Genomic DNA, 18,329 nt, shown 5'->3' on the forward strand with positions numbered 1-18,329 from the left:
TCTAATTCCTGACCGGCTGGTCGTGGAAGGTTGCCGCACTTCGGCGCGGCGCTGGTTTCTTGATCCCTGTCTTCTTGCTCGCCGCAGCCATCTGCCGCGCCGCTCGCGGGGAGATGGCGCTGGCCTCCGCCTTCAAGTCGTCCATGGTCTTTCCGGCCGCGTCCTGCCCGGGAGCAATCGATGCCCCCTTTTGCATCTCGAGAACTACCTGACGCTCATAACGAAGGTCCACAGAGGCCAGCTTTGGATATTCCTGCTTCCACTCGGTTAGATGCTGCTGATAATTGCGCCATCGGGTCAGAAAATCCTGGTCGCCGAGATGCAGCAACAGATCGCTTCCCTCGGATGCCACTACCGCTCTCACATCTTCGGGATCGGAGAGGTCGACTTCGCTCAGCTGGTTCGAGATTTTATCGCCTCCCGAGTCGAGTTCCGCAACGAAGCGCTGATAGAGCTTCATACGCGCGGACCGCGTCGATTGCGGATCACTGGCAGTGATTCCGGTGACGACTGCAAACGAATAATGTTTGGCAGCGATCGTCTTCGGATCCATGGCCAGCAACACGCCATCGCGATCGACCAGGCCAATCTTGTTGCCGGTGCGCACAAAGGCAATCGGGGTCCGCTCGACCACCGCGACCCGCAACTGGTCCGGAAGCAGACGCATGACCGTGGCCCTTTCCACCCAGGGCAGACGCTCGAGATCGGCGCGACGCTCCTGAAGTGGGACAAAGAAGACATTCCTACCCATGTCGCCGCCAAAAACACTGAGCAACTCTGCTTGAGTCACCTCAGAATTTCCCAGTATTTGAATATTTTCCGAAGAATCGATGCGAAAGCGAGGGTCGTGCGCAGCAAAGTGACGAATGACAATCGCCAGCCACACAAGGCCACCGGTCAGCGCAACGACGCCAGCAGTAATGCCGATTCGGCCCCAACGACCTCGAGGGATGATGCCGCGACGAACGGCAACACGTCGCCGTGACCGCAGAAACGGTTCGTCCTCGTCCTCATTTGCGCCGGCTTTCTTTTCTCTGAAGGGAAAGTCCGCAGGCAACGGCCGCTCCGGCGATGACTTCTTAGCGGGAGGGCGATAGAAAGCGCTGCCACCCGTGGTCGCCTCCAAGGCATCGTCTTCGGCAAGCGCACCTGGCCTGACGCTTCCAGTAGGAGAGAAGCGCGTGGTGACACGACCAAGTTGTCCGTCAGTTTTCGCCACGCCCGAGCAAGGTCGTGAAGAACCGCCAAGGAACACTATAGCCCGGCTCGCGCCAGCTTCCGGCCTGTGAATTTCAGATTCGAACGGCGAGGTATCGATGAAAGAACTACGATCGAAAGCTCCAGAACGCTTTGGTTCGACTATTTCCCTACTTCGACAACCGGTTCGCCGCCCTCAACCTGCCGCGCGCGGAACATCCCTAAAGTGTTGAAGCTCCACACCGGATCTGACTTGGCATCAAGAACGATGACGCCACCTTCTCCACCCTTGAGCGCGGCGACCTCGTGACGAATGACCTGATCGGCTGCCTCTTGGATCGACAAACCCTTGTATTCCACCAGGACGCAGATCTCCTTCGCAACCGAGAGGCGGATGAAATACTCTCCAACTCCGGTGGATGAGACTGCACAAGCATGATTCGCGGCGTAGGTGCCGGCGCCAATCACCGGCGAGTCGCCGACTCGGCCCGGCATCTTGCCCTGCAATCCTCCGGTGGAAGTGCCGGCGGCCAGGTCGCCGTGGATGTCGCGGGCAACCACGCCGACCGTCCCATATTTATGAGCAAACGGCCTCAACTGCGAAAAGGAAGAGGGCAAAGACAAGCTGGCGTGCCCTTGATGCTCCGGGGGAACACCGGCCGGGCGCGGAGGAAGCGGCCTTCCACCCGCCCGCAAAACCTGGAGCAGCTCCTGCCAGCGCGCTTCGGTAAAGAAATAAGAGGCGGGCATCTGGGGTAGATGGATGCTGGTCGCGAAAGCATCCGCTCCAGGACCGGCCACCATGACATACGGGGTCTTCTCCATAACCGCCCGGGCGAGCGAGATTGGATTCTTCGTAAAACGAACCCCGGCTACAGAACCAGCCTCGAGTGTCGCTCCGTCCATGATGGAAGCGTCCATCTCGTTCTTGCCTTCAGAGTTGAAAGCGGCGCCGCGACCCGCATTGAAGAGTGGATCGTCCTCTAGAACTATGATCGCTGCCTCGACGGCGTCGAGAGCCTTTCCGCCATGACTAAGCTTGTCCACTCCTGCTGCGAGAGCGCGATCCAGTGAAGCGTGGTAAGCAGCAGCGGTCGCTGCGTCCATGTGTTCCCATTCGGTCTCGCCAGCGCCGCCATGGATCGCGATGGCCCACTTCATTGCTGGTGGCAGAGGTGCGGCCTGAGAGGAGACGGCCTGCCCCTGCAGATTGGAGCCGTAACCAATCAAGCACACAGCAGTGACCGCATGCAGCAGGACTCTCATTCTGACCTTTCTAACGATGCTGATGGAATTTTTCCCCATGCGGCAGGATTGAGTGTTTATCTTAGCGCCACGAAGGGCCCAGCTAAACGTTACCCTCGTGGCGGCGGGTATGAAGGCTTCGTGGTGCGAGTCCACGAGGTCGCTCCATTGGCGCCCTGGCCTCCAAAAAGCTAGACTGACGAATCATCTAGTACGGAGGCTCGCCTGGGTCCGCATCCACGGATTATTGCCGTCATTCCTGCCCGTCTTGCATCCACTCGCCTTCCTCGGAAAGTCCTGCGCGAGATTGCGGGGCAGCCGATGCTGGCCTGGGTCTACCGGGCGGCCAGAGCCTGCAGCCAGTTGAGCGACGTTTTGATCGCGACCGATTCCAACGAGGTGGTCGACTTCGCGAGAAAGTCCGGCTTCCAGGTAATGCTGACTCCAGTGGACTGTGCCAGCGGGACAGATCGCCTCCACTTTGTAGCCGAGAGAGTTGATGCGGACATTTATGTCAATGTCCAAGGTGACGAACCGCTATTGCGCCCGGAGCATATCGATGCCTTGCTCCGCCCCATGATATCGGCCTCAATCAGCGGCAGCGAGGTACTGGTTTCGACGTTGGCGACCCCTTGCGCTCCGGACCAGGTTAGCAATCCAAACGCCGTCAAAGTCGTCACTACCGGGGACGGACGCGCGCTATATTTTTCGCGTGCCACGATCCCCTTTGACCGCGATCAGACGGGGATGGTGTCTTACCGAAAACACCTGGGGATATACGCCTACCGCAAGTCTGCGCTCTTGCGCTTCCCGACCCTGCCTGCCAGCGCACTCGAGGCCGCGGAGCGCCTGGAGCAACTTCGCTTCTTAGAAAACGGCATCGATATCCATGTCGAATTGACTCCCTATGACACCATCGGCGTTGATACCGAAGAGGACCTCGGGGCCGCAGAGACAATCCTTCTCAAGGGCGCTTCGATCTCCGAAAATTAATCGCTTAGTCTCGCAAACGACTGAATCGCGAGCGAGAATTGGTCATCTAGTTGTTGTAACGACTATCTTGCTCGAGGAGTTCCCTATGCCTACCCTGCTTGTCATTGAATCAAGCCCTCGTCCGGCTTCTGTGTCCACTTCACTTACTCAGAAATTCGTAGCTGAATGGCAGCAGAAGTATCCAGGCGGGAACGTCATCACCCGCAACTTGTTTGCTCAACCCGCTCCTTTTGTCAGCGAAGCCTGGATCATGGCTGCCTACACGCCCAAGGACCACCGGACCGCTGAACAAACAGCGGCACTGGCCGCCTCTGACGAATATATTCAAGAGCTCTCCCAAGCCGATACGATCGTAATTGGCGCTCCCATGCACAACTTCAGCATCTCCGCTCCACTCAAGGCCTGGATTGACCAGATCGTGCGGCCGGGGGCAACTTTCTCTATCGGCGAAGGTGGCTATAAGGGGCTTCTCGACTCCAAGAAGAAGGTGATTGTCGCTTCGGCGCGCGGCGGGGAATACACTGGAGAACTGGCATTTCTAGATCATCAAACACCTTACCTAAAGACCATTCTCGGCTTCATCGGGCTGACGGACGTGCACTTCGCTTTGGCGAACAACCAGAGCCGGGCTGCCGAGGCGGCGGAAGCGGGCCTGAAACTTGGAACCGAACAGATTCTGGCGCTTGCCTGACATCTGGCAGCCGACTTAAGGCCGTGGCAGGGGTTGAAATTCAAGTTCTAACCCCTGCCCGTCCGGCAGGATCGTCACGGTAAGGTGCTCCAGAGAATCGATGACCCAGTCGGCGGCTTCAAGACTCTCAACGGAATGAGAAAAAGTTGTGGCGAGCACCTTGCAGCCGGCTGCTCGTCCGGCCTCCGCTCCCGTTGCGGCGTCTTCAATAACGAGGCAGTCCTGCGGAGCAAACCCTAGTAATTCTGCTCCCTTGAGGTAGGGTTCGGGATCGGGTTTGCCGTTCGTGACCATCTCCGCGCTGATCCAACGGGCTGGCGGAATGATTCCACCCGCCTGGAGTCGAGTCTCGGCCAGACGGCGGGTGGCCGATGTCACAATAGCCCAGGACCCTTCCGGTAACCGGGCGATCAGGTCGCCGACGCCAGCCAGCTGTTCCACGCCGTCGGTATCCGCAATCTCCCAGTCTTCAATCCTGGTGTTTTCTGCTTCCGCATCGAGATCGGGCCGCAACGCTCTTACCGATTCGATGCTGCGTCGACCGTGGGCACTCTTGATCGCCTCTACGGGGTCGAGCCCATGCATCAGTGCCCATCTCGTCCAGGAACGCTCAACTGACCCGATCGAACTGACCAGGACGCCGTCCATATCGAACAATATCCCTTTGACCTTTAGCTTCATCCTGCTCCTTCATTGCGCACGTGCTTCTCCTTCATCCTAGCCGAGTCAAAAGGCAAAAACGCTATACACTCAGGTCAACGATGAAGATGAAAAGGTCGCCATCTATTAAGAAATCGGTCACGCTGGGTTTCGCGTTGCTGATGCTCCCGGCAGCGGTCTCCCCCAGGACTTTACTAGCTCAATTGGCTCCCTCAATCCCTATCTCGATCGCGGATCGCGAGAAAGCCCTGAACACGCTCTTCGATGAGATCTGGCAAGACCAGTTGAAGCATCAGCCCGAGTTTGCCTCGAGCATCGGAGACAAGCGCTATGACGATCAGCTGACGGATTACTCGGTTGCTGCCTATGACGCCCAGCTGGCCCGTGGCCGGAGCTACATTGAGAAACTCAGCCTGATCGACCCGAGCGGCCTTCCCGACCAAACCCAGCTCAGTCTCGATCTGATGCTGCGCCAGCTTATCGATGAACAGGAAGAATCCCGATTTAAGACGTGGGAGATTCCAGTAAACCAGATGGATGGCATCCACGCCGACCTGCCGCGGCTGGTGCGCCAGATCAGCTTTGACAAGGCGGAGGATTATGACCGCTATGTCTCCAGACTGAACAAGGTGCCGGTCGCATTCCAGCAGATCACGGAAGACATGAGTGCGGGCATCGACGATAACCGGACGATGCCGAAATACCTGATGGAGAAGGTGTTGGTTCAGGTCAACGCGATCGCCAACCAGAAGCCCGAAGAGACAACTTTCGCCGCCCCGCTGAAGAAGTTTCCCGCGGGGATTTCCGCCGAAGAGCAGAAACGCATTCAGACGGACGTGTTGGACGCAATCTCGAAGCAGGTGATCCCTACCTATGCCCGCTTCGCGAAATATCTGACCGCTGTCTACATTCCGAAAGGCCGCACCGAAATAGGAGTGTCGTCGCTACCTGATGGGGATGCGTATTACGCGTTTTGCATCCGCCAACGTACCACCACGAAGATGACTGCCGGTCAGATCCATCAAATCGGCATCGATCAGGTCAAGCAGGACGAGACGGAGATGCTGGCCATCGCTCAGAAGCTTGGCTACAAAGACATCCCTTCGCTGCGTGCCGCAATGAACGCGAATCCGAAGCTGCACCCCACCTCAGGGGAAGAGTTGTTGAGTGCCTATCGGGGCTACATCGATGGAATGAAGCCCAAACTCCCAGCGCTCTTTGGCCGTTTGCCAAAGGCACCTTTGACCGTTGAGGCAGTTCCCGCATTTCTCGAGAAAGACTCGGCCTTCGCCTACTACGAACCCGGAACGCCGGATGGCAAGCGTCCTGGGACTGTCTTCATCTCGACCTATAAATATGAATCCAGGCTGCTTTCCGGAGCCGAGACGACTGCCTACCACGAAGGCCTGCCCGGGCACCACCTTCAGGTTTCGGTCGCGCAGGAATTAAGCGGGCTGCCGGAATTTCGCAAATACATTAACTACACTGCCTATGTCGAGGGATGGGGGCTGTACGCCGAAAGACTTGGAAAGGATGTCGGTCTTTACACGGACCCTTACAGCGATTTTGGAAGGCTCGAAGCGGATATGCATCGAGCCATTCGTCTCGTGGTCGATACCGGAATCCACTCAGAACACTGGACCCGGGAGCAGGTCGTTGATTATTTCCATGCCCACTCCGGACTCGATGAGGCTACAGTTCAATCGGAGACCGATCGCTACGTCGCAATGCCCGGACAGGCGCTTGGCTACAAGATCGGTCAGTTGAAGCTCCTTGAGCTCCGCAGCCGAGCTCAACAGACACTAGGAGCAAAGTTCGATATCAAGGCATTCCACGATCAGGTGATCGATTCGGGCGCTCTGCCACTCGATGTTCTCGAGACCCGCGTTGACGCTTGGATTGCCCAGCAGAAGGCTGGTAAATGACAGAAGACGTTGCAAACCTGAAGATCGCAGTGCTCGGCGCCGGAAAGATGGGCGGTATCCTGCTTCAGGCTTTTCTGAAGGAAGGCTTGTTTGCCAGGAGTCAGATCTTTGCCACCGTCGCCCATGAGCGGCGAGCAACCCTGCTTGCCGATCAATGGGGCATCGAAGTCTCAACTGACAATCTCGCCGCCGTTGAACGCGCCGACCTTATTCTGCTGGGAGTCAAGCCGTTCCAGATACCGGATTTGATCACGCGTATCCATCCGGCGCTCACCATTGAAAAAACGATATTTTCAATTGCCGCTTCGGTCACAACGCGCGCCATTGAAGAGGCCGCCGAGATCGAAATCCCGGTCATTCGCGCCATGCCGAATACCCCATCGCAGGTAGGTGCCGGAATGACAGCGTTGTGCCGGGGCCGTTTCGCTACCGAACCCCAGATGCAACTCGCCGCCCGCATCTTTGAGACGGTCGGCAGGTCAGTCACCGTCGATGAGAAGCTCATGGACGCGGTAACTGGCCTTTCCGCTAGCGGTCCGGCGTTTATCTACATCATTCTCGAGTCGCTTGCAGAAGCTGGTGTCAAGGTCGGTCTCGCGCGGGATGTCGCAACCTTGCTGGCAGCGCAAACCACCTTTGGGGCTGCGAAGATGGTGCTCGAGACCGGATATCATCCGGCGCTACTCAAGGATGCGGTGACCACCCCGGCGGGCTGCACCATCGATGGAATTCTTGAGTTGGAAGAGGGCGGTTTGCGCGTAACGCTGATCAAGGCAGTGATGCGCGCCGCACAGCGAGCAAAGGAGCTGGCCGCTGGCTAAAGCAGAAATACAACTACGGTTATTAGAACTACTATTAGAACTACTTATTATATGAACTACTTATTATATGAACTACTTGGGAGACCTCTTCCCCAGGGAATGGCCACAATTGCCAGCACATCATACTGTCTAGATGTCTGATCTATCGAGCGAGAGATATGTCCAGAGCATATTTGGTCGTCGAGTTCACCCTCATTTTTGTCGGGATTCCGATTTGGCTGCGGCTCGCTTCGCGCAAAGTCCCTCCTCTGCCGCTTCTCTGGGTTGCGTCTGGACTATGCCTATGGATGCTGCTGCGCGATCCAGGCTTTGACCGCTCGCTACTCTGGAACCCGGCTCCCCTCGCGAACAGTCTGAACAGCATCCTGATTCCCTTTGCGCTGGCCGTCGTTGGGATCGGCTTGGGTGTCCTTCATTTTGCACCGCGTCTGCTCTTCAATTTCGTCCGCGTTAACCCAGGCCTTTGGGCTCTGGTCATGCTGCTCTATCCGGTTTTGTCGGTCTATCCGCAGTCGATCATCTATCGGGCCTTTCTGATGCATCGCTATCAAACGCTCTTCATATCTCCGTGGGCGCTGATTCTAGGAAGTGGCATGGCTTTCAGTCTCATGCATCTTATCTTCCGCAATCCTCTCGCGCCCGCCTTGACCCTGATCGGCGGAATTCTCTTCGCCTACCGTTATCAGCGGACTGGCTCCCTCTTCGTCTCCTCGCTTGAGCATTCGCTTTATGGCTGCTTCCTTTTCACCATCGGACTTGGCCGCTATTTCTACGCGCGCGTCATCTAACCCGCATAGCACGACAAATTCAATTCAGGATTGCAAATTCGCCTCTTTGCGGAACCCGTTTACCGGCTTCATTTAACCGTTTTCCGCTGAAATTACTGTGCCTTTCGTCACACGGCATTGACAAGCCAAGGCGTAAGATGTGGCAGTCAGCAACTTGAATCGAGAATTCTCCACGAGGAGCCAACGCATGTCCACGGAAGCTCAAGTGCCAGTTGAAAGCCCGACCGAAGCCAACGGCCGGCCAAAGCCAACTCCCGAACTCCTACAGAAGATGAATGCCTATTGGCGCGCGGCAAACTACTTGACCGTCGGTCAGATTTACCTGAAGGACAATCCGCTTCTCGAACATCCGCTGACTTTAGCCGACATCAAACCGCGACTACTCGGGCATTGGGGGACTACTACTGGGCTTAATTTTATTTACACCCATCTGAATCGGCTGATCGTGGAACGCGATCTGGACATGATCTACATCATCGGGCCTGGGCATGGGGGTCCGGGGATCGTTGCGCACACTTACCTAGAAGGCTCTTACAGCGAAAGCTACCCTGCAATTGAGCAAAATAAAGACGGAATGAAGCGGCTTTTCCGGCAGTTTTCATGGCCCTACGGCATCCCTTCGCACGTTGCGCCGGAGACTCCGGGATCGATCCATGAAGGCGGGGAGCTGGGTTATTCGGTACTGCATGCCTACGGCGCGGCCTTCGACAATCCCAACCTGATCGTCGCCTGCATTGTCGGCGATGGCGAAGCCGAAACCGGGCCGGCGGCTACCAGCTGGCATTCGAATAAGTTCCTGAATCCAGTGCGCGATGGGGCGGTTCTGCCGATTCTCCACCTGAACGGCTACAAGATTGCCAACCCAACCGTGCTGGCGCGGATTCCAGAAGAGGAGCTGCTCGACCTTTTCCGTGGTTACGGATACGAGCCTTTTACCTTGACGGGCAACGATCCAATGACCATGCATGCAGAGATGGCGGAGGTGATGGATACCATCGTCGATCGGATTCACGCCATTCAAAAGGCAGCACGCGTGGAAGGCGATACTGAGCGCCCACGCTGGCCGATGCTGATCCTGCGCACCTTGAAAGGCTGGACGGGGCCGAAGGAAGTGGATGGCAAGCCGGTAGAAGGAACATGGCGGGCCCATCAGGTTCCGCTCGACGGGCTGGCCAAGAATCCGGAACACGTCCAACTGCTCGAGGAGTGGCTGAAGAGCTATCGCCACGACGAACTCTTCGACGAGAACGGCAAGTTCCGCGCTGAACTGGCGGACATCGCCCCCAAGGGCCGGCGCCGTATGGGCATGAATGCACACGCCAACGGCGGCCTGCTATGGCAGCCGCTGAAGATGCCGCGCTTTCAGGATTTTGCCGTAGAGGTGCCTCACCCCGGATCATCGTTGAGCGAGGCGACGCGAGTTCTAGGGAAGTTCCTGGGCGAGGTCATGAAGTGCAACCTCGACAGCAACAACTTTCGCATCTTTGGACCGGATGAGACCGCGTCCAACCGCATCGATGACGGCTATGTCGTGAGCGGCAAGACCTGGCTCGACAAACAGCTTCCGGTGGACGTAAGCCTCTCGCCGACGGGCCGCTACATGGAGATCCTCAGCGAACACATGTGCCAGGGATGGCTCGAAGGCTATCTGCTCACGGGACGCCATGGGTTTTTCTCCTGTTATGAAGCCTTTATCCACATCATCGATTCGATGGTGAACCAGCATGCAAAGTGGTTGAAGACGACACGCGAGATCACCTGGCGCAAGCCGATCGCCTCGCTGAACTACCTGCTCACCTCGCATGTCTGGCGGCAGGACCACAATGGTTTTTCGCACCAGGATCCCGGCTTCATCAATCATCTGGTCACCAAAAAGTCGGAGATCGTGCGCATTTATCTTGCACCCGACGCGAACTGCCTGCTCTCGATTGGAGATCACTGTCTCCGCAGCCGGAACTATATCAACCTAATCATCGCCGGCAAACAGCCAGCGGAGAACTGGCTGACCATGGAAGAGGCGATCAAGCACTGCACCGCCGGTCTGGGCAAGTGGGAGTGGGCGAGCAATGACAATGGCGGCGATCCGGATGTAGTCATGGCCTGCTGCGGAGACGTGCCGACGCTGGAGACGCTAGCCGCGGTCACCAACCTGCGCGAGGATTATCCGGACATCAAGATCCGCGTGGTCAATGTGGTCGACCTGATGACGCTCGAACCGCAGAGTGAACATCCGCATGGCATCCCGGATGAGGATTTCAATAACCTCTTCACCAAGAACAAGCCGGTCATCTTCGCCTTTCATGGTTATCCAATGATCGTTCACCAACTCACTTACCGGCGCACCAATCACGACAACATCCATGTACGCGGCTACAAAGAAGAAGGCACCACCACAACGCCGTTCGATATGTGCGTACTGAATAACATTGACCGCTTCCAGCTCGCTTATGACGCCATCCGCCGCATTCCCAGGTTTGCGGACCAAAAGGACGCCGCCTATCAGCGTTACACCGAACAGATCCAACGCCACAAGCTTTATGTTTCGGAAAATGGCGAGGATCTGCCGGAGGTCAGAGATTGGAAGTGGACGCTGTAACCACTCGTTTGCCACGAGGGACCCGTGCGGGGCGCAGCGTGCGGGTCTTCTCTCCAGCCTACTTATTTCTTGAAACGACAGGAGCAAATGTCCGAACTCGGAATCCTGGTCCTCAATAGCGGCTCGTCCTCCATCAAATTTTCCAGCTTTCGCGCTACCGCCTCCGAGAAGACGGAACTCTTTGACGGGGCGGTGGACGGCATCGGCACCGCCAATGGCAGCTTTCACGTCAAAGGCACTAATGGCGAGAAGCTGGTTGAAAGTGCGCCGCAGGTCCCGAACCGCGAGGCCGCTTTTAAGTTGATTGCCGAGGCGCTGCAGAAGCCGCCCTTCCCAAAGCCGGATGCCATCGGCCATCGCGTTGTCGCCGGCGGACCGCATCTGCGCGATCACCAGCGAATCACTCCTGAGGTGCTCGCCGAACTAGAGCGCAGCGTCGCATTCGCGCCGCTGCACAATCCCAGCGCAATCTACATCATTCACCGCCTCCAGGAACTTTTTCCCGGAGTACCGAATTTCGTCTGCTTCGATTCAGCCTTCCACCAGACGATCCCTGAAGTGGCTGCGCGTTTTGCAATTCCCCAGACCTATTTTGAGCAAGGCGTGCGCCGCTATGGAGCGCACGGGATCTCCTGCGAGTCCACGATGTACCAGCTAGGCTTGGACATCCCGAATCGCCTGATCATCGCGCATCTGGGCAATGGCTGCTCGGCGACTGCAGTCAAGGATGGTAAGTCGGTCGATACTTCGATGGGATTGACACCGACCGGCGGCATCATCTCCGGGACTCGAACCGGAGACATCGATCCGGGGGTGTTGCTCTACATCTTGAGAGAACTGAAGGCGGAGGATGGAGCTGCTTCGCTAAGCCGCGATCAGGCTGCAGACGCACTCGAAAAGCTGGTCAATCGCAAGTCGGGAATGCTCGGGACCTCGGAGGGCTTGTCCGACATGCGCGACCTGCGGTCGGCTGTCCAGAAAGGCAATCCATTCGCGAGCATGGCCGTCGGCCAATTTATCTATGTTCTGCGGAAGTTTATCGGCGCGTATACGGCCGTTCTTGGCGGACTGGACGCGGTAGTGTTTACCGGCGGGATTGGCGAGCACGACGTCAGCACCCGGGAGGAAGTCTGCGCTGGCCTGGAGTCCCTGGGAATTGTGCTGGACCCGGCGCGAAATCAGTCGCCGCAAAAAGACCCCAGAGGGCTGGCGTCTATCAGCAGCGACGCATCGGCAGTCAAGGTGCTGGTGGTTCCCGCCAAAGAAGATTTGATGATTGCCTCGCATGTGTACACGCTGCTCAACGCCTGATGGTGAGCCTCACGCCCGGCGGGGCTTCTTGCTGTTGAGGTTGAGTTCTACGGCAGCACGAATGAGATCCTTCAGGGCGCCCTCATCGATCTTGTCGTCTTCGTGGATGTCGATGGCGCGCCGGACATTGCCGTCGAGGCTGGAGTTGAACAGACCAGCAGGATCCTTGAGCGCAGCGCCTTTGGCGAAGGTAAGCTTAACGACGCTCTTATAGGTCTCTCCGGTGCAGACGATGCCGGCGTGGGAGAAGACGGGGGTCCCAGGATTGGTGGGCTTTACCCACTTCCACTCTTCGACGATCTCAGGGTCTGCTGCGTGAATGATTGCGCGCACCTGCGCGAACGTCTTGCCGCGCCAGTCTGCAAGCTGCTTGATCTTCGCGTCGATTTGTGCGGAGGCGGATTCCACGATACAGACCTTTCCACTCCAATCACGTTCCTAATTTAGCTTCGCCGCTCCAGGGTCTGCAAGCTCCCGCCGCCTTCTCTTGGCACTTCCCAACTACTTGGCCGCGAGGCGGCCTGGGTCAGGGGTATCGCCGATACTTCCGGCCTCGACATCGGCGAGTACCGCGCGGAGCCAGCGCAGGTCGAGACGGCATTGCTCCGCCATGTGCTGCATGAGGTGGCGGCTGCCGGTGGGGAGCATCGCCTCCCACTGCTGGCGCAATTTCCGGATCTCCGCGAGCCGCGCATTCTGCCTGTCGATCTGGTGGCGCAGAGCCGCAGCCACCAGATCGAGGTCGGCGAGATGCAGGAAGAGCATGGGCCCGTAGAGGGTCTGCCTAAGGTCGCCCTCGGCGGCGAACTGCGCGTGCAGTAGTTCGCGAAAGCGGTCCCTGCCGCGCGGAGTGATGCGATAAACCGTACGCATACCGCCCCGCGCCACGCGCTCGTGGGCGACGGCGGCCAACAATCCGGACCGGGCAAGCTGGGCCACGGCGTAGTAGAGCGTGCCGACATCGACATCGGTAAAGCACTCGATCATGGCCTGGCTCAGCCGCCGCTTGATCTCATAGGGATGAAAATCGCCGCGATGCAGAACGCCCAAGATAAATAGCTCCGCTTTCATTAGTCTAATTGTACTATTATGATCGGACTAAAGGAGGAGCCTGCCGTGAAGCGCTCTATTCTCGCCTGCCTCGCAGGACTGCTTACCTGGGCTGTGGTTGTCACCGTGATCGACCGGGTTCTTCGTCTGAGCCTGGCGAACTACAGCGCGGCGGAACACACGCTCCACTTCACGCTGGGCATGAAGTGGGCGCGTCTGTTGATGGCAATCGCGACTTCGCTGGCGGCTGGCGCGGTGACCCGATGGGTATCCCAATCGAGCCGCTGGGCGCCGTTGATCGTCGGCAGCGTGGTGTTTGCCATGTTCGTGCCTGCGCACCTTGCCATCTGGAGCAAATTTCCGGTGTGGTATCACCTGACATTTCTGCTGACGATTATTCCGTCGGTGCTTGCGGGTGCGCTGTTGCCGCAGCGCCAGGCAGGATCCTGATGCCTGTGGCGAATCAGCAATCCAACGACCCAAGCCGTCAGCAATCCAGCAATCAGCAATCCAGCGATCAGCAATCCAGCGATCAGCGAACGCGTGCTTGCGTGACCTCTAGCGCGAAAAAGCCGATGGTCATGATGGATGCGTACCAGAGTGCCCCGATACTGTTGCGATGGCGATAGAGTTGACTGCCAGCCACGCAGCTTCTGGGACGACTGCCCCGGCGATCACCGACATCCCGATAGGCTTCATCCGGCTCCTATCGTGCACTGGGAGTTATCTGAACTTCGAGCCGAGCAGGATTGGATCGGTTTCGATAAGGGTCAGGGACTTCACCATCTGCTGCGTCTGCTGTTTGTACTTCTTGAAGTGGGCCGATTGCAGGTGCGCCTGATAGGAAGCCGCATCGCGATAGGTCTCGAAGAGCCAGACCTGTTCGGGATGGTCTTTGATGGAAACGGCGTTCAAGGTCAGCACACCCGGCTCGATGCGGATTGATGCGTCGATTTCTTCTTCGAGTGCTGCTCTGTAGGCGCTCAGTTGATCGGGATAAATTTCCAGCTCTGCGATCCTGACGATGCGGTCTTCCTTCTGTTCTGAATATCCGCGCCGTATCGCCCAGAAGAAACACGAGGAGATCAGGGTTAAGCCGAGAATCAAACCAAGGATCGAACCATGGATCGAACCATGGATCAAACCAGGGACCACGACTTGTTGTCTTTTCATGTTTCCCTCGCGGCGGGTGTTTGATCTTTGCAGCGTCGCTATCTTGGTCGGCTTTTCTTAGGCGATGTTAGCGGCGAGCGGGTTCATCTCGGCCTGCCTGTTGGTTGCTGGCCGGTTTGTCGAACCGGATAGAATGCGGATGGTTCTGCTTTCCGGCCGGAGCGCCCAGGAGGCCACAGTAAGCCCAGTAAGGATCAAAGGGGCGAAGATGTGGAAGCCATAAGCGCCGTAGCCGCCGACCGCGGCGCAAGATAGGGCCGCGCCGGTGAGATCGAAGAAGATGCCGGCATAGGCCCATTCTTTGAGGCGCGGAAGGCGCGGTGCGAGTATGGCAAGGGCGCCGAGCACTTTCCAAGATCCCAGGATGGCAAAGAAGTAGGTTGGGTAGCCGAGGACGGGCACGAGGCCATGGGGATTGGTTCGAAATTGCATTACCTGCGCGCCGCCGCCGCCTCCGATGAAAAAGGCTACGAGGATGGTTGTGGTCCAATATGCGGTGTATTTTGCCTTCGCCGTCATTGCAACCCTCCAATCACACTCTCCAGTTTGCCGAAGAAACTCTGCCATCCGTAATTGGCGCCCTGATATGCTGCCTGCTGATTCGGTCCGAAGCCGGACTGTTCCATGCGAAGCTGGGTGCCAGCTTCGACCGGGGTCAAGGTCAAGCTCACGACCCATTGGAGGCCTGATTCGGCTCCGCCGACACCCCAGTTGTAGGTGAGGCGTTGGAGGGGCTCGACGACCAGCACCTCGCAGTCGACGATGCCATTCCAGTTCGGCATGGGATCGGCCCGGAATTGGAACTTTCGCCCGACGACCGGCTCGAAGTCATTGTTCATCATCCACTGGGCGAGGAGCGGGCCTTCGGTGAGGGCGCGCCATAGCTTCTCCGGAGGGTGGGGGAAGACTCTCTCGATGACGAGAGTGCGGGGGCTGTCTGCTGGGTTGCTCATAGCTGGATTGCTCCTAGTTGCATTGCTCATGGTTGGATTGCTCATGGGACTTGTTCATCCATCCTTCCCAAGAGGGTTTCGAGACGGTCAAAGCGCTCGCGCCAGAAAGCGCCGTAGAGATTGAGCCAGTCGACCATCGGGGCCAGCGCTTCTTGCTGAGCGCGATAGTGAGTTTCGCGTCCTTCGCGGCGATGCCGAACCAGCTTGGCCCGCTTCAGTACGGTCAGATGTTTGGAGACAGCGGGCTGGGAGACGCCCGCGGAACGAGTAAGTGCGTGAACGGTCTGTTCGCCTTGCCGGGTGAGCTGCTCGAAAATCGCCCGGCGGGTGGGGTCGGCGAGAGCCCGGAAGACGTGATTGGCAGCGGCCAGCTTCACGAGACAAACCATAACCAAATGGTTATGGTTTGTCAATGCGAATTTGAGCCTATTTAGCGGTGTCAGGGGATTGTCCAGCTACATGTGCGTTGTGGCGACGTGCGGGATCAGAGGCTCCGGGCGGGTACCCGATGATTAACATTGAGCCTTCCTTGCCGGGGATATTCGTGAGGTCCTTCGACAAGATCTCCGTCACCTGGGCATCCTGCGCGATCAGCCAGGTCGGGTCAAACCACGCCAGACATAGAATCAGTTTCGCTATTTTCATCAATCCATCTCCTCAGGTTTTCTTCGGTTGGTGTTGGAGAGCCTAAGCGGGGTTCAGCAGGCTCTGCTTCGGTTTAGCGGAACGCGACCGCTGTGGACCGTAAGAGCCATGTCTCGAAATTCGTTTCGCCAAGTAAGGCGTCCTTACCGGGGACCAGAGTGCGCTCGTCAACCTCGACGCCGAAGTAGCCGGCCGCAGGGTCGGCTACGACTACGCGGCGGTCGTGATGGGCGCGAAGCCCCTGCAGAACAAAGTCATTGAGGCGGAACTGCTGCGGTCCGCCCACTTCAACGATTCCACTCACAGGAGCGCCAACGACGACTTGGGCTACCGCTGTCGCAACATCGTCAGCGGCCATAGGCTGAATGAGCACCGGCGCCAAGCGAACGCTCTCGCCATCGCGCGAAGCATCAGCGATACCTTTAAAAAACTCGAAGAACTGCGTGGCGCGGACGATTGAAGACGGAACAGAAGATTCTTTGATCAATTTCTCGTGGATGAGCTTCGAAAGGAAGTATCCGCGAATTGTTTTTTCCTTATCTGACTGCCTTTCTCTGGGCCAAACGATCGGTCCCAACCACTGACAGCGCGACGTGGTGCCGCACGCCTGCGGCTTGCTCGTACCGAAGCAGGTTGGATGTGGCCGTAGTGAAGAAGTTCACTGCCGCCATTTCCTCAAACGAAGGGGAATTTGATACATCAACGACCACCGAGGTTTCGTGACACCATGCCAATGATTTGTGCGCCATCTCGGGAGTTCATTCATACCCATAAAAACTGTGGGGAGAAAGTGTCACAAATCCAGGCCGTAACTGGTCTGTGCTTGTACGTTTCTCATGTAGATCAGGGGGATCCGCATGAGGAGAGACAGCAGAGGGGTGAGAGAGGAAATGAGAATCATGTTCATCTACGAGACCAACGAGGAAGATACCTCAACCTATCCCGAGACTTGTCGCGAGATACTCGCCAACGATACTCGCTGGCGGTACTAGCCAACTGGCGAGGAGATTTACCTCGAAGGACAGGGGAAGACTTGCGAATGAGTCGGGTATCCGAGATCCACCTTTGACGGAAGGCCGGTCATGGAGTCAAAGATGCCGTTAAGGAACTCACCACCGGAGACCACTTAGCCAAAGACGGTAGAGGAAAGCCTCCTCAATATGACTTCTTCTAGTGACATCGATCTGCAGGGCGATAAACTATGACCATTGCAATGGCAGAAGAACAGGTATCGGAAACGTTCGCGGCCGAACACGACGATGGACTTTCGGCCTTTGCCGAAGTGCGCGCTTGTTCGGAATAGCTTACCGGGTACTTGGAAGCACAGCAGAAGCCGAGGACATCGTGCAGGACGCCTGGATGCGGTGGCAGGCTACCGATCGCAGTGTCGTTGATAACCCGTCAACACGCCTGGCCACGACGACAACACGAATGTGTATTAATTTCGCCCAGAGCGCTCAGTCTCGTCGAGAAACTTATCTCGGGTCCTGGCTTTCCGAACCGGTCGACACTAGCACCGATCCCATGTTAGGCGCGGAGCGTGCCGAAGCGTTGAAGCTTGCCGTGCTGATTCTCCTGGAAAAGCTTCCTCCTACGGAACGCGCCGCATATGTTCTGCGCGAGGCATTCGACTATTCTTATCGCCAGATCGCTGAAATATTACAGATCGAGGAAGCAAATGCCAGGCAGATCATAACTCGCGCTCGTAAGCATGTTACGGAGGAACGGCGCATCCCCGTCAGTGCTGATGAGCAACGACGCCTTCTGGAGACATTCATTGCTGCCGCGCAAAAGGGAGATCTGGCGGCTCTCGAGGGTCTGTTCGCCGAAGAGGTCGTCTCGTTCTCGGATGGCGGCGGGATCGTGCGTTCGGCTGCACGTGTCCCAGTCATCGGACGCGAGCGAGTTGCGAAGTTTGTCGCTGCCTTCGCGTCACACTTCTGGACGGGAATTACGCTGACCTGGGTTGAAACAAATGGCCAGGCATCTGTTCTTTTGTTACGCCAAGGCGCCCCCTCTGCGCTCGCGACGATTGATGCCTCGGCGCAGGGCATCGATCGGATCATGTGGATGCTGAGGCCAAGTAAGCTCGCTGCTGTTTCAACGGTCAAGCAAACTATCCGCTGATTGAGGCAAGCGACCGCCGTTGAGCCGCTCGAGATCATTGGTAACGGGAGATACGGACGCTGGAGGAACGCCTCTCGTGCGATGACCAATTGCCTTAGTACGCAATACCAAACGATGAGTAACTATATCCATCTCGAGCACCTGCAGGAGGTAG

General features: G+C 57.4%; 20 protein-coding genes. 9 read left to right on the top strand and 11 right to left on the bottom strand.

Going from position 1 to position 18,329, the window contains the following annotated elements; translation table 11 throughout:
• Position 1: 1 nt before the first annotated feature.
• Together ACPOL_RS06200 and ACPOL_RS06205 are read right to left on the bottom strand one after the other, a co-directional pair.
• Entirely contained in the window at positions 2 to 1,219 is a 1,218-nt protein-coding gene (locus ACPOL_RS06200) for a cell division protein FtsQ/DivIB (RefSeq protein ID WP_161557227.1), read from the bottom strand.
• A 140-nt stretch (positions 1,220 to 1,359) separates the two neighbouring features.
• Positions 1,360 to 2,463: an isoaspartyl peptidase/L-asparaginase family protein gene (locus ACPOL_RS06205; RefSeq protein WP_114206288.1), complete on the bottom strand. Its 1,104-nt coding sequence runs from the start codon at positions 2,461 to 2,463 to the stop codon at positions 1,360 to 1,362.
• Positions 2,464 to 2,688: 225 nt separating this feature from the next.
• On the opposite strand from ACPOL_RS06205, the gene kdsB reads away from it, so the two are divergent.
• Both kdsB and ACPOL_RS06215 read left to right on the top strand, forming a co-directional pair.
• The gene (kdsB, locus tag ACPOL_RS06210; protein WP_414633361.1) at positions 2,689 to 3,435 is read left to right on the top strand and encodes a 3-deoxy-manno-octulosonate cytidylyltransferase; all 747 of its coding nucleotides are present in this window, start codon (positions 2,689 to 2,691) and stop codon (positions 3,433 to 3,435) included.
• An 85-nt stretch (positions 3,436 to 3,520) separates the two neighbouring features.
• Entirely contained in the window at positions 3,521 to 4,126 is a 606-nt protein-coding gene (locus ACPOL_RS06215; RefSeq protein WP_161557228.1) for an FMN-dependent NADH-azoreductase, read from the top strand.
• A gap of 15 nt (positions 4,127 to 4,141) precedes the next feature.
• Here the strand turns inward: ACPOL_RS06215 and ACPOL_RS06220 are convergent, their stop codons facing one another.
• Positions 4,142 to 4,807 (bottom strand): HAD-IA family hydrolase, encoded by a 666-nt coding sequence (locus ACPOL_RS06220; RefSeq protein WP_114206291.1) that lies wholly within the window; start codon positions 4,805 to 4,807, stop codon positions 4,142 to 4,144.
• A gap of 80 nt (positions 4,808 to 4,887) precedes the next feature.
• Between ACPOL_RS06220 and ACPOL_RS06225 the strand changes: the two genes are divergently transcribed.
• From ACPOL_RS06225 to ACPOL_RS06245, 5 genes are all read left to right on the top strand, one after another.
• A complete protein-coding gene (locus ACPOL_RS06225) occupies positions 4,888 to 6,711 on the top strand; it encodes a DUF885 domain-containing protein (RefSeq protein WP_236657271.1) in 1,824 nt (607 codons plus the stop codon).
• Positions 6,708 to 7,532, top strand: coding sequence for a pyrroline-5-carboxylate reductase (gene proC / locus ACPOL_RS06230; RefSeq protein ID WP_114206292.1), 825 nt, complete (start codon positions 6,708 to 6,710; stop codon positions 7,530 to 7,532). The genes ACPOL_RS06225 and proC overlap by 4 nt, the downstream gene beginning before the upstream one ends.
• Positions 7,533 to 7,690: 158 nt before the next feature.
• The gene (locus tag ACPOL_RS06235) at positions 7,691 to 8,320 is read left to right on the top strand and encodes a CPBP family intramembrane glutamic endopeptidase (RefSeq protein WP_114206293.1); all 630 of its coding nucleotides are present in this window, start codon (positions 7,691 to 7,693) and stop codon (positions 8,318 to 8,320) included.
• A gap of 187 nt (positions 8,321 to 8,507) precedes the next feature.
• Entirely contained in the window at positions 8,508 to 10,916 is a 2,409-nt protein-coding gene (locus ACPOL_RS06240) for a phosphoketolase family protein (protein ID WP_114206294.1), read from the top strand.
• 87 nt (positions 10,917 to 11,003) lie between these two features.
• Positions 11,004 to 12,227: an acetate/propionate family kinase gene (locus ACPOL_RS06245; protein WP_114206295.1), complete on the top strand. Its 1,224-nt coding sequence runs from the start codon at positions 11,004 to 11,006 to the stop codon at positions 12,225 to 12,227.
• Positions 12,228 to 12,236: 9 nt separating this feature from the next.
• Here the strand turns inward: ACPOL_RS06245 and ACPOL_RS06250 are convergent, their stop codons facing one another.
• Together ACPOL_RS06250 and ACPOL_RS06255 are read right to left on the bottom strand one after the other, a co-directional pair.
• Positions 12,237 to 12,635: a DUF1801 domain-containing protein gene (locus tag ACPOL_RS06250; RefSeq protein WP_114206296.1), complete on the bottom strand. Its 399-nt coding sequence runs from the start codon at positions 12,633 to 12,635 to the stop codon at positions 12,237 to 12,239.
• A gap of 93 nt (positions 12,636 to 12,728) precedes the next feature.
• Complete coding sequence (locus tag ACPOL_RS06255) at positions 12,729 to 13,277, bottom strand: PadR family transcriptional regulator (protein WP_161557229.1); 549 nt, start codon at positions 13,275 to 13,277, stop codon at positions 12,729 to 12,731.
• 66 nt (positions 13,278 to 13,343) lie between these two features.
• Here ACPOL_RS06255 and ACPOL_RS06260 point away from each other — a divergent pair, with 66 nt between their 5' ends.
• Positions 13,344 to 13,727: a hypothetical protein gene (locus ACPOL_RS06260; RefSeq protein WP_114206298.1), complete on the top strand. Its 384-nt coding sequence runs from the start codon at positions 13,344 to 13,346 to the stop codon at positions 13,725 to 13,727.
• A gap of 273 nt (positions 13,728 to 14,000) precedes the next feature.
• Here the strand turns inward: ACPOL_RS06260 and ACPOL_RS06270 are convergent, their stop codons facing one another.
• The 6 genes from ACPOL_RS06270 to ACPOL_RS06295 form a co-directional block, all read right to left on the bottom strand.
• Positions 14,001 to 14,450 carry a putative quinol monooxygenase gene (locus tag ACPOL_RS06270; protein ID WP_114206300.1) on the bottom strand — a complete coding sequence of 150 codons (450 nt, stop codon included), beginning with the start codon at positions 14,448 to 14,450 and terminating at the stop codon, positions 14,001 to 14,003.
• Between the two features lie 57 nt (positions 14,451 to 14,507).
• Entirely contained in the window at positions 14,508 to 14,969 is a 462-nt protein-coding gene (locus ACPOL_RS06275; protein ID WP_114206301.1) for a DoxX family protein, read from the bottom strand.
• On the bottom strand, positions 14,966 to 15,403 hold the full coding sequence (locus tag ACPOL_RS06280; RefSeq protein WP_114210634.1) for an SRPBCC family protein: 438 nt from the start codon (positions 15,401 to 15,403) through the stop codon (positions 14,966 to 14,968). Before ACPOL_RS06280 ends, ACPOL_RS06275 begins: the two co-directional genes overlap by 4 nt.
• Before the next feature lie 41 nt (positions 15,404 to 15,444).
• A complete protein-coding gene (locus ACPOL_RS06285; protein WP_236657272.1) occupies positions 15,445 to 15,816 on the bottom strand; it encodes an ArsR/SmtB family transcription factor in 372 nt (123 codons plus the stop codon).
• A 13-nt stretch (positions 15,817 to 15,829) separates the two neighbouring features.
• Positions 15,830 to 16,048 carry a cupin domain-containing protein gene (locus ACPOL_RS06290; RefSeq protein WP_114206303.1) on the bottom strand — a complete coding sequence of 73 codons (219 nt, stop codon included), beginning with the start codon at positions 16,046 to 16,048 and terminating at the stop codon, positions 15,830 to 15,832.
• Between the two features lie 73 nt (positions 16,049 to 16,121).
• Positions 16,122 to 16,535: a hypothetical protein gene (locus ACPOL_RS06295; RefSeq protein ID WP_150132922.1), complete on the bottom strand. Its 414-nt coding sequence runs from the start codon at positions 16,533 to 16,535 to the stop codon at positions 16,122 to 16,124.
• Positions 16,536 to 17,338: 803 nt separating this feature from the next.
• Here ACPOL_RS06295 and ACPOL_RS06300 point away from each other — a divergent pair.
• Positions 17,339 to 18,175, top strand: a complete 837-nt coding sequence (locus tag ACPOL_RS06300) for a sigma-70 family RNA polymerase sigma factor (protein WP_236657273.1) — start codon at positions 17,339 to 17,341, stop codon at positions 18,173 to 18,175.
• Positions 18,176 to 18,329 lie beyond the last annotated feature (154 nt).

Source organism: Acidisarcina polymorpha (genome assembly GCF_003330725.1).
GTDB classification, from domain to species: Bacteria; Acidobacteriota; Terriglobia; order Terriglobales; family Acidobacteriaceae; genus Acidisarcina; species Acidisarcina polymorpha.

What these genes read in the sequence shown, in the direction of transcription:
- proC (WP_114206292.1), top strand. Translation starts at nt 6,708, where the DNA reads ATGACAGAAGACGTTGCAAACCTGAAGATCGCAGTGCTCGGCGCCGGA.
- ACPOL_RS06225 (WP_236657271.1), top strand. Translation starts at nt 4,888, where the DNA reads ATGAAGATGAAAAGGTCGCCATCTATTAAGAAATCGGTCACGCTGGGT.
- ACPOL_RS06280 (WP_114210634.1), bottom strand. Translation starts at nt 15,403, where the DNA reads ATGAGCAACCCAGCAGACAGCCCCCGCACTCTCGTCATCGAGAGAGTC.
- ACPOL_RS06290 (WP_114206303.1), bottom strand. Translation starts at nt 16,048, where the DNA reads ATGAAAATAGCGAAACTGATTCTATGTCTGGCGTGGTTTGACCCGACC.
- ACPOL_RS06220 (WP_114206291.1), bottom strand. Translation starts at nt 4,807, where the DNA reads ATGAAGCTAAAGGTCAAAGGGATATTGTTCGATATGGACGGCGTCCTG.
- ACPOL_RS06270 (WP_114206300.1), bottom strand. Translation starts at nt 14,450, where the DNA reads ATGAAAAGACAACAAGTCGTGGTCCCTGGTTTGATCCATGGTTCGATC.
- ACPOL_RS06215 (WP_161557228.1), top strand. Translation starts at nt 3,521, where the DNA reads ATGCCTACCCTGCTTGTCATTGAATCAAGCCCTCGTCCGGCTTCTGTG.
- ACPOL_RS06235 (WP_114206293.1), top strand. Translation starts at nt 7,691, where the DNA reads ATGTCCAGAGCATATTTGGTCGTCGAGTTCACCCTCATTTTTGTCGGG.
- ACPOL_RS06245 (WP_114206295.1), top strand. Translation starts at nt 11,004, where the DNA reads ATGTCCGAACTCGGAATCCTGGTCCTCAATAGCGGCTCGTCCTCCATC.
- ACPOL_RS06205 (WP_114206288.1), bottom strand. Translation starts at nt 2,463, where the DNA reads ATGAGAGTCCTGCTGCATGCGGTCACTGCTGTGTGCTTGATTGGTTAC.
- ACPOL_RS06240 (WP_114206294.1), top strand. Translation starts at nt 8,508, where the DNA reads ATGTCCACGGAAGCTCAAGTGCCAGTTGAAAGCCCGACCGAAGCCAAC.
- ACPOL_RS06275 (WP_114206301.1), bottom strand. Translation starts at nt 14,969, where the DNA reads ATGACGGCGAAGGCAAAATACACCGCATATTGGACCACAACCATCCTC.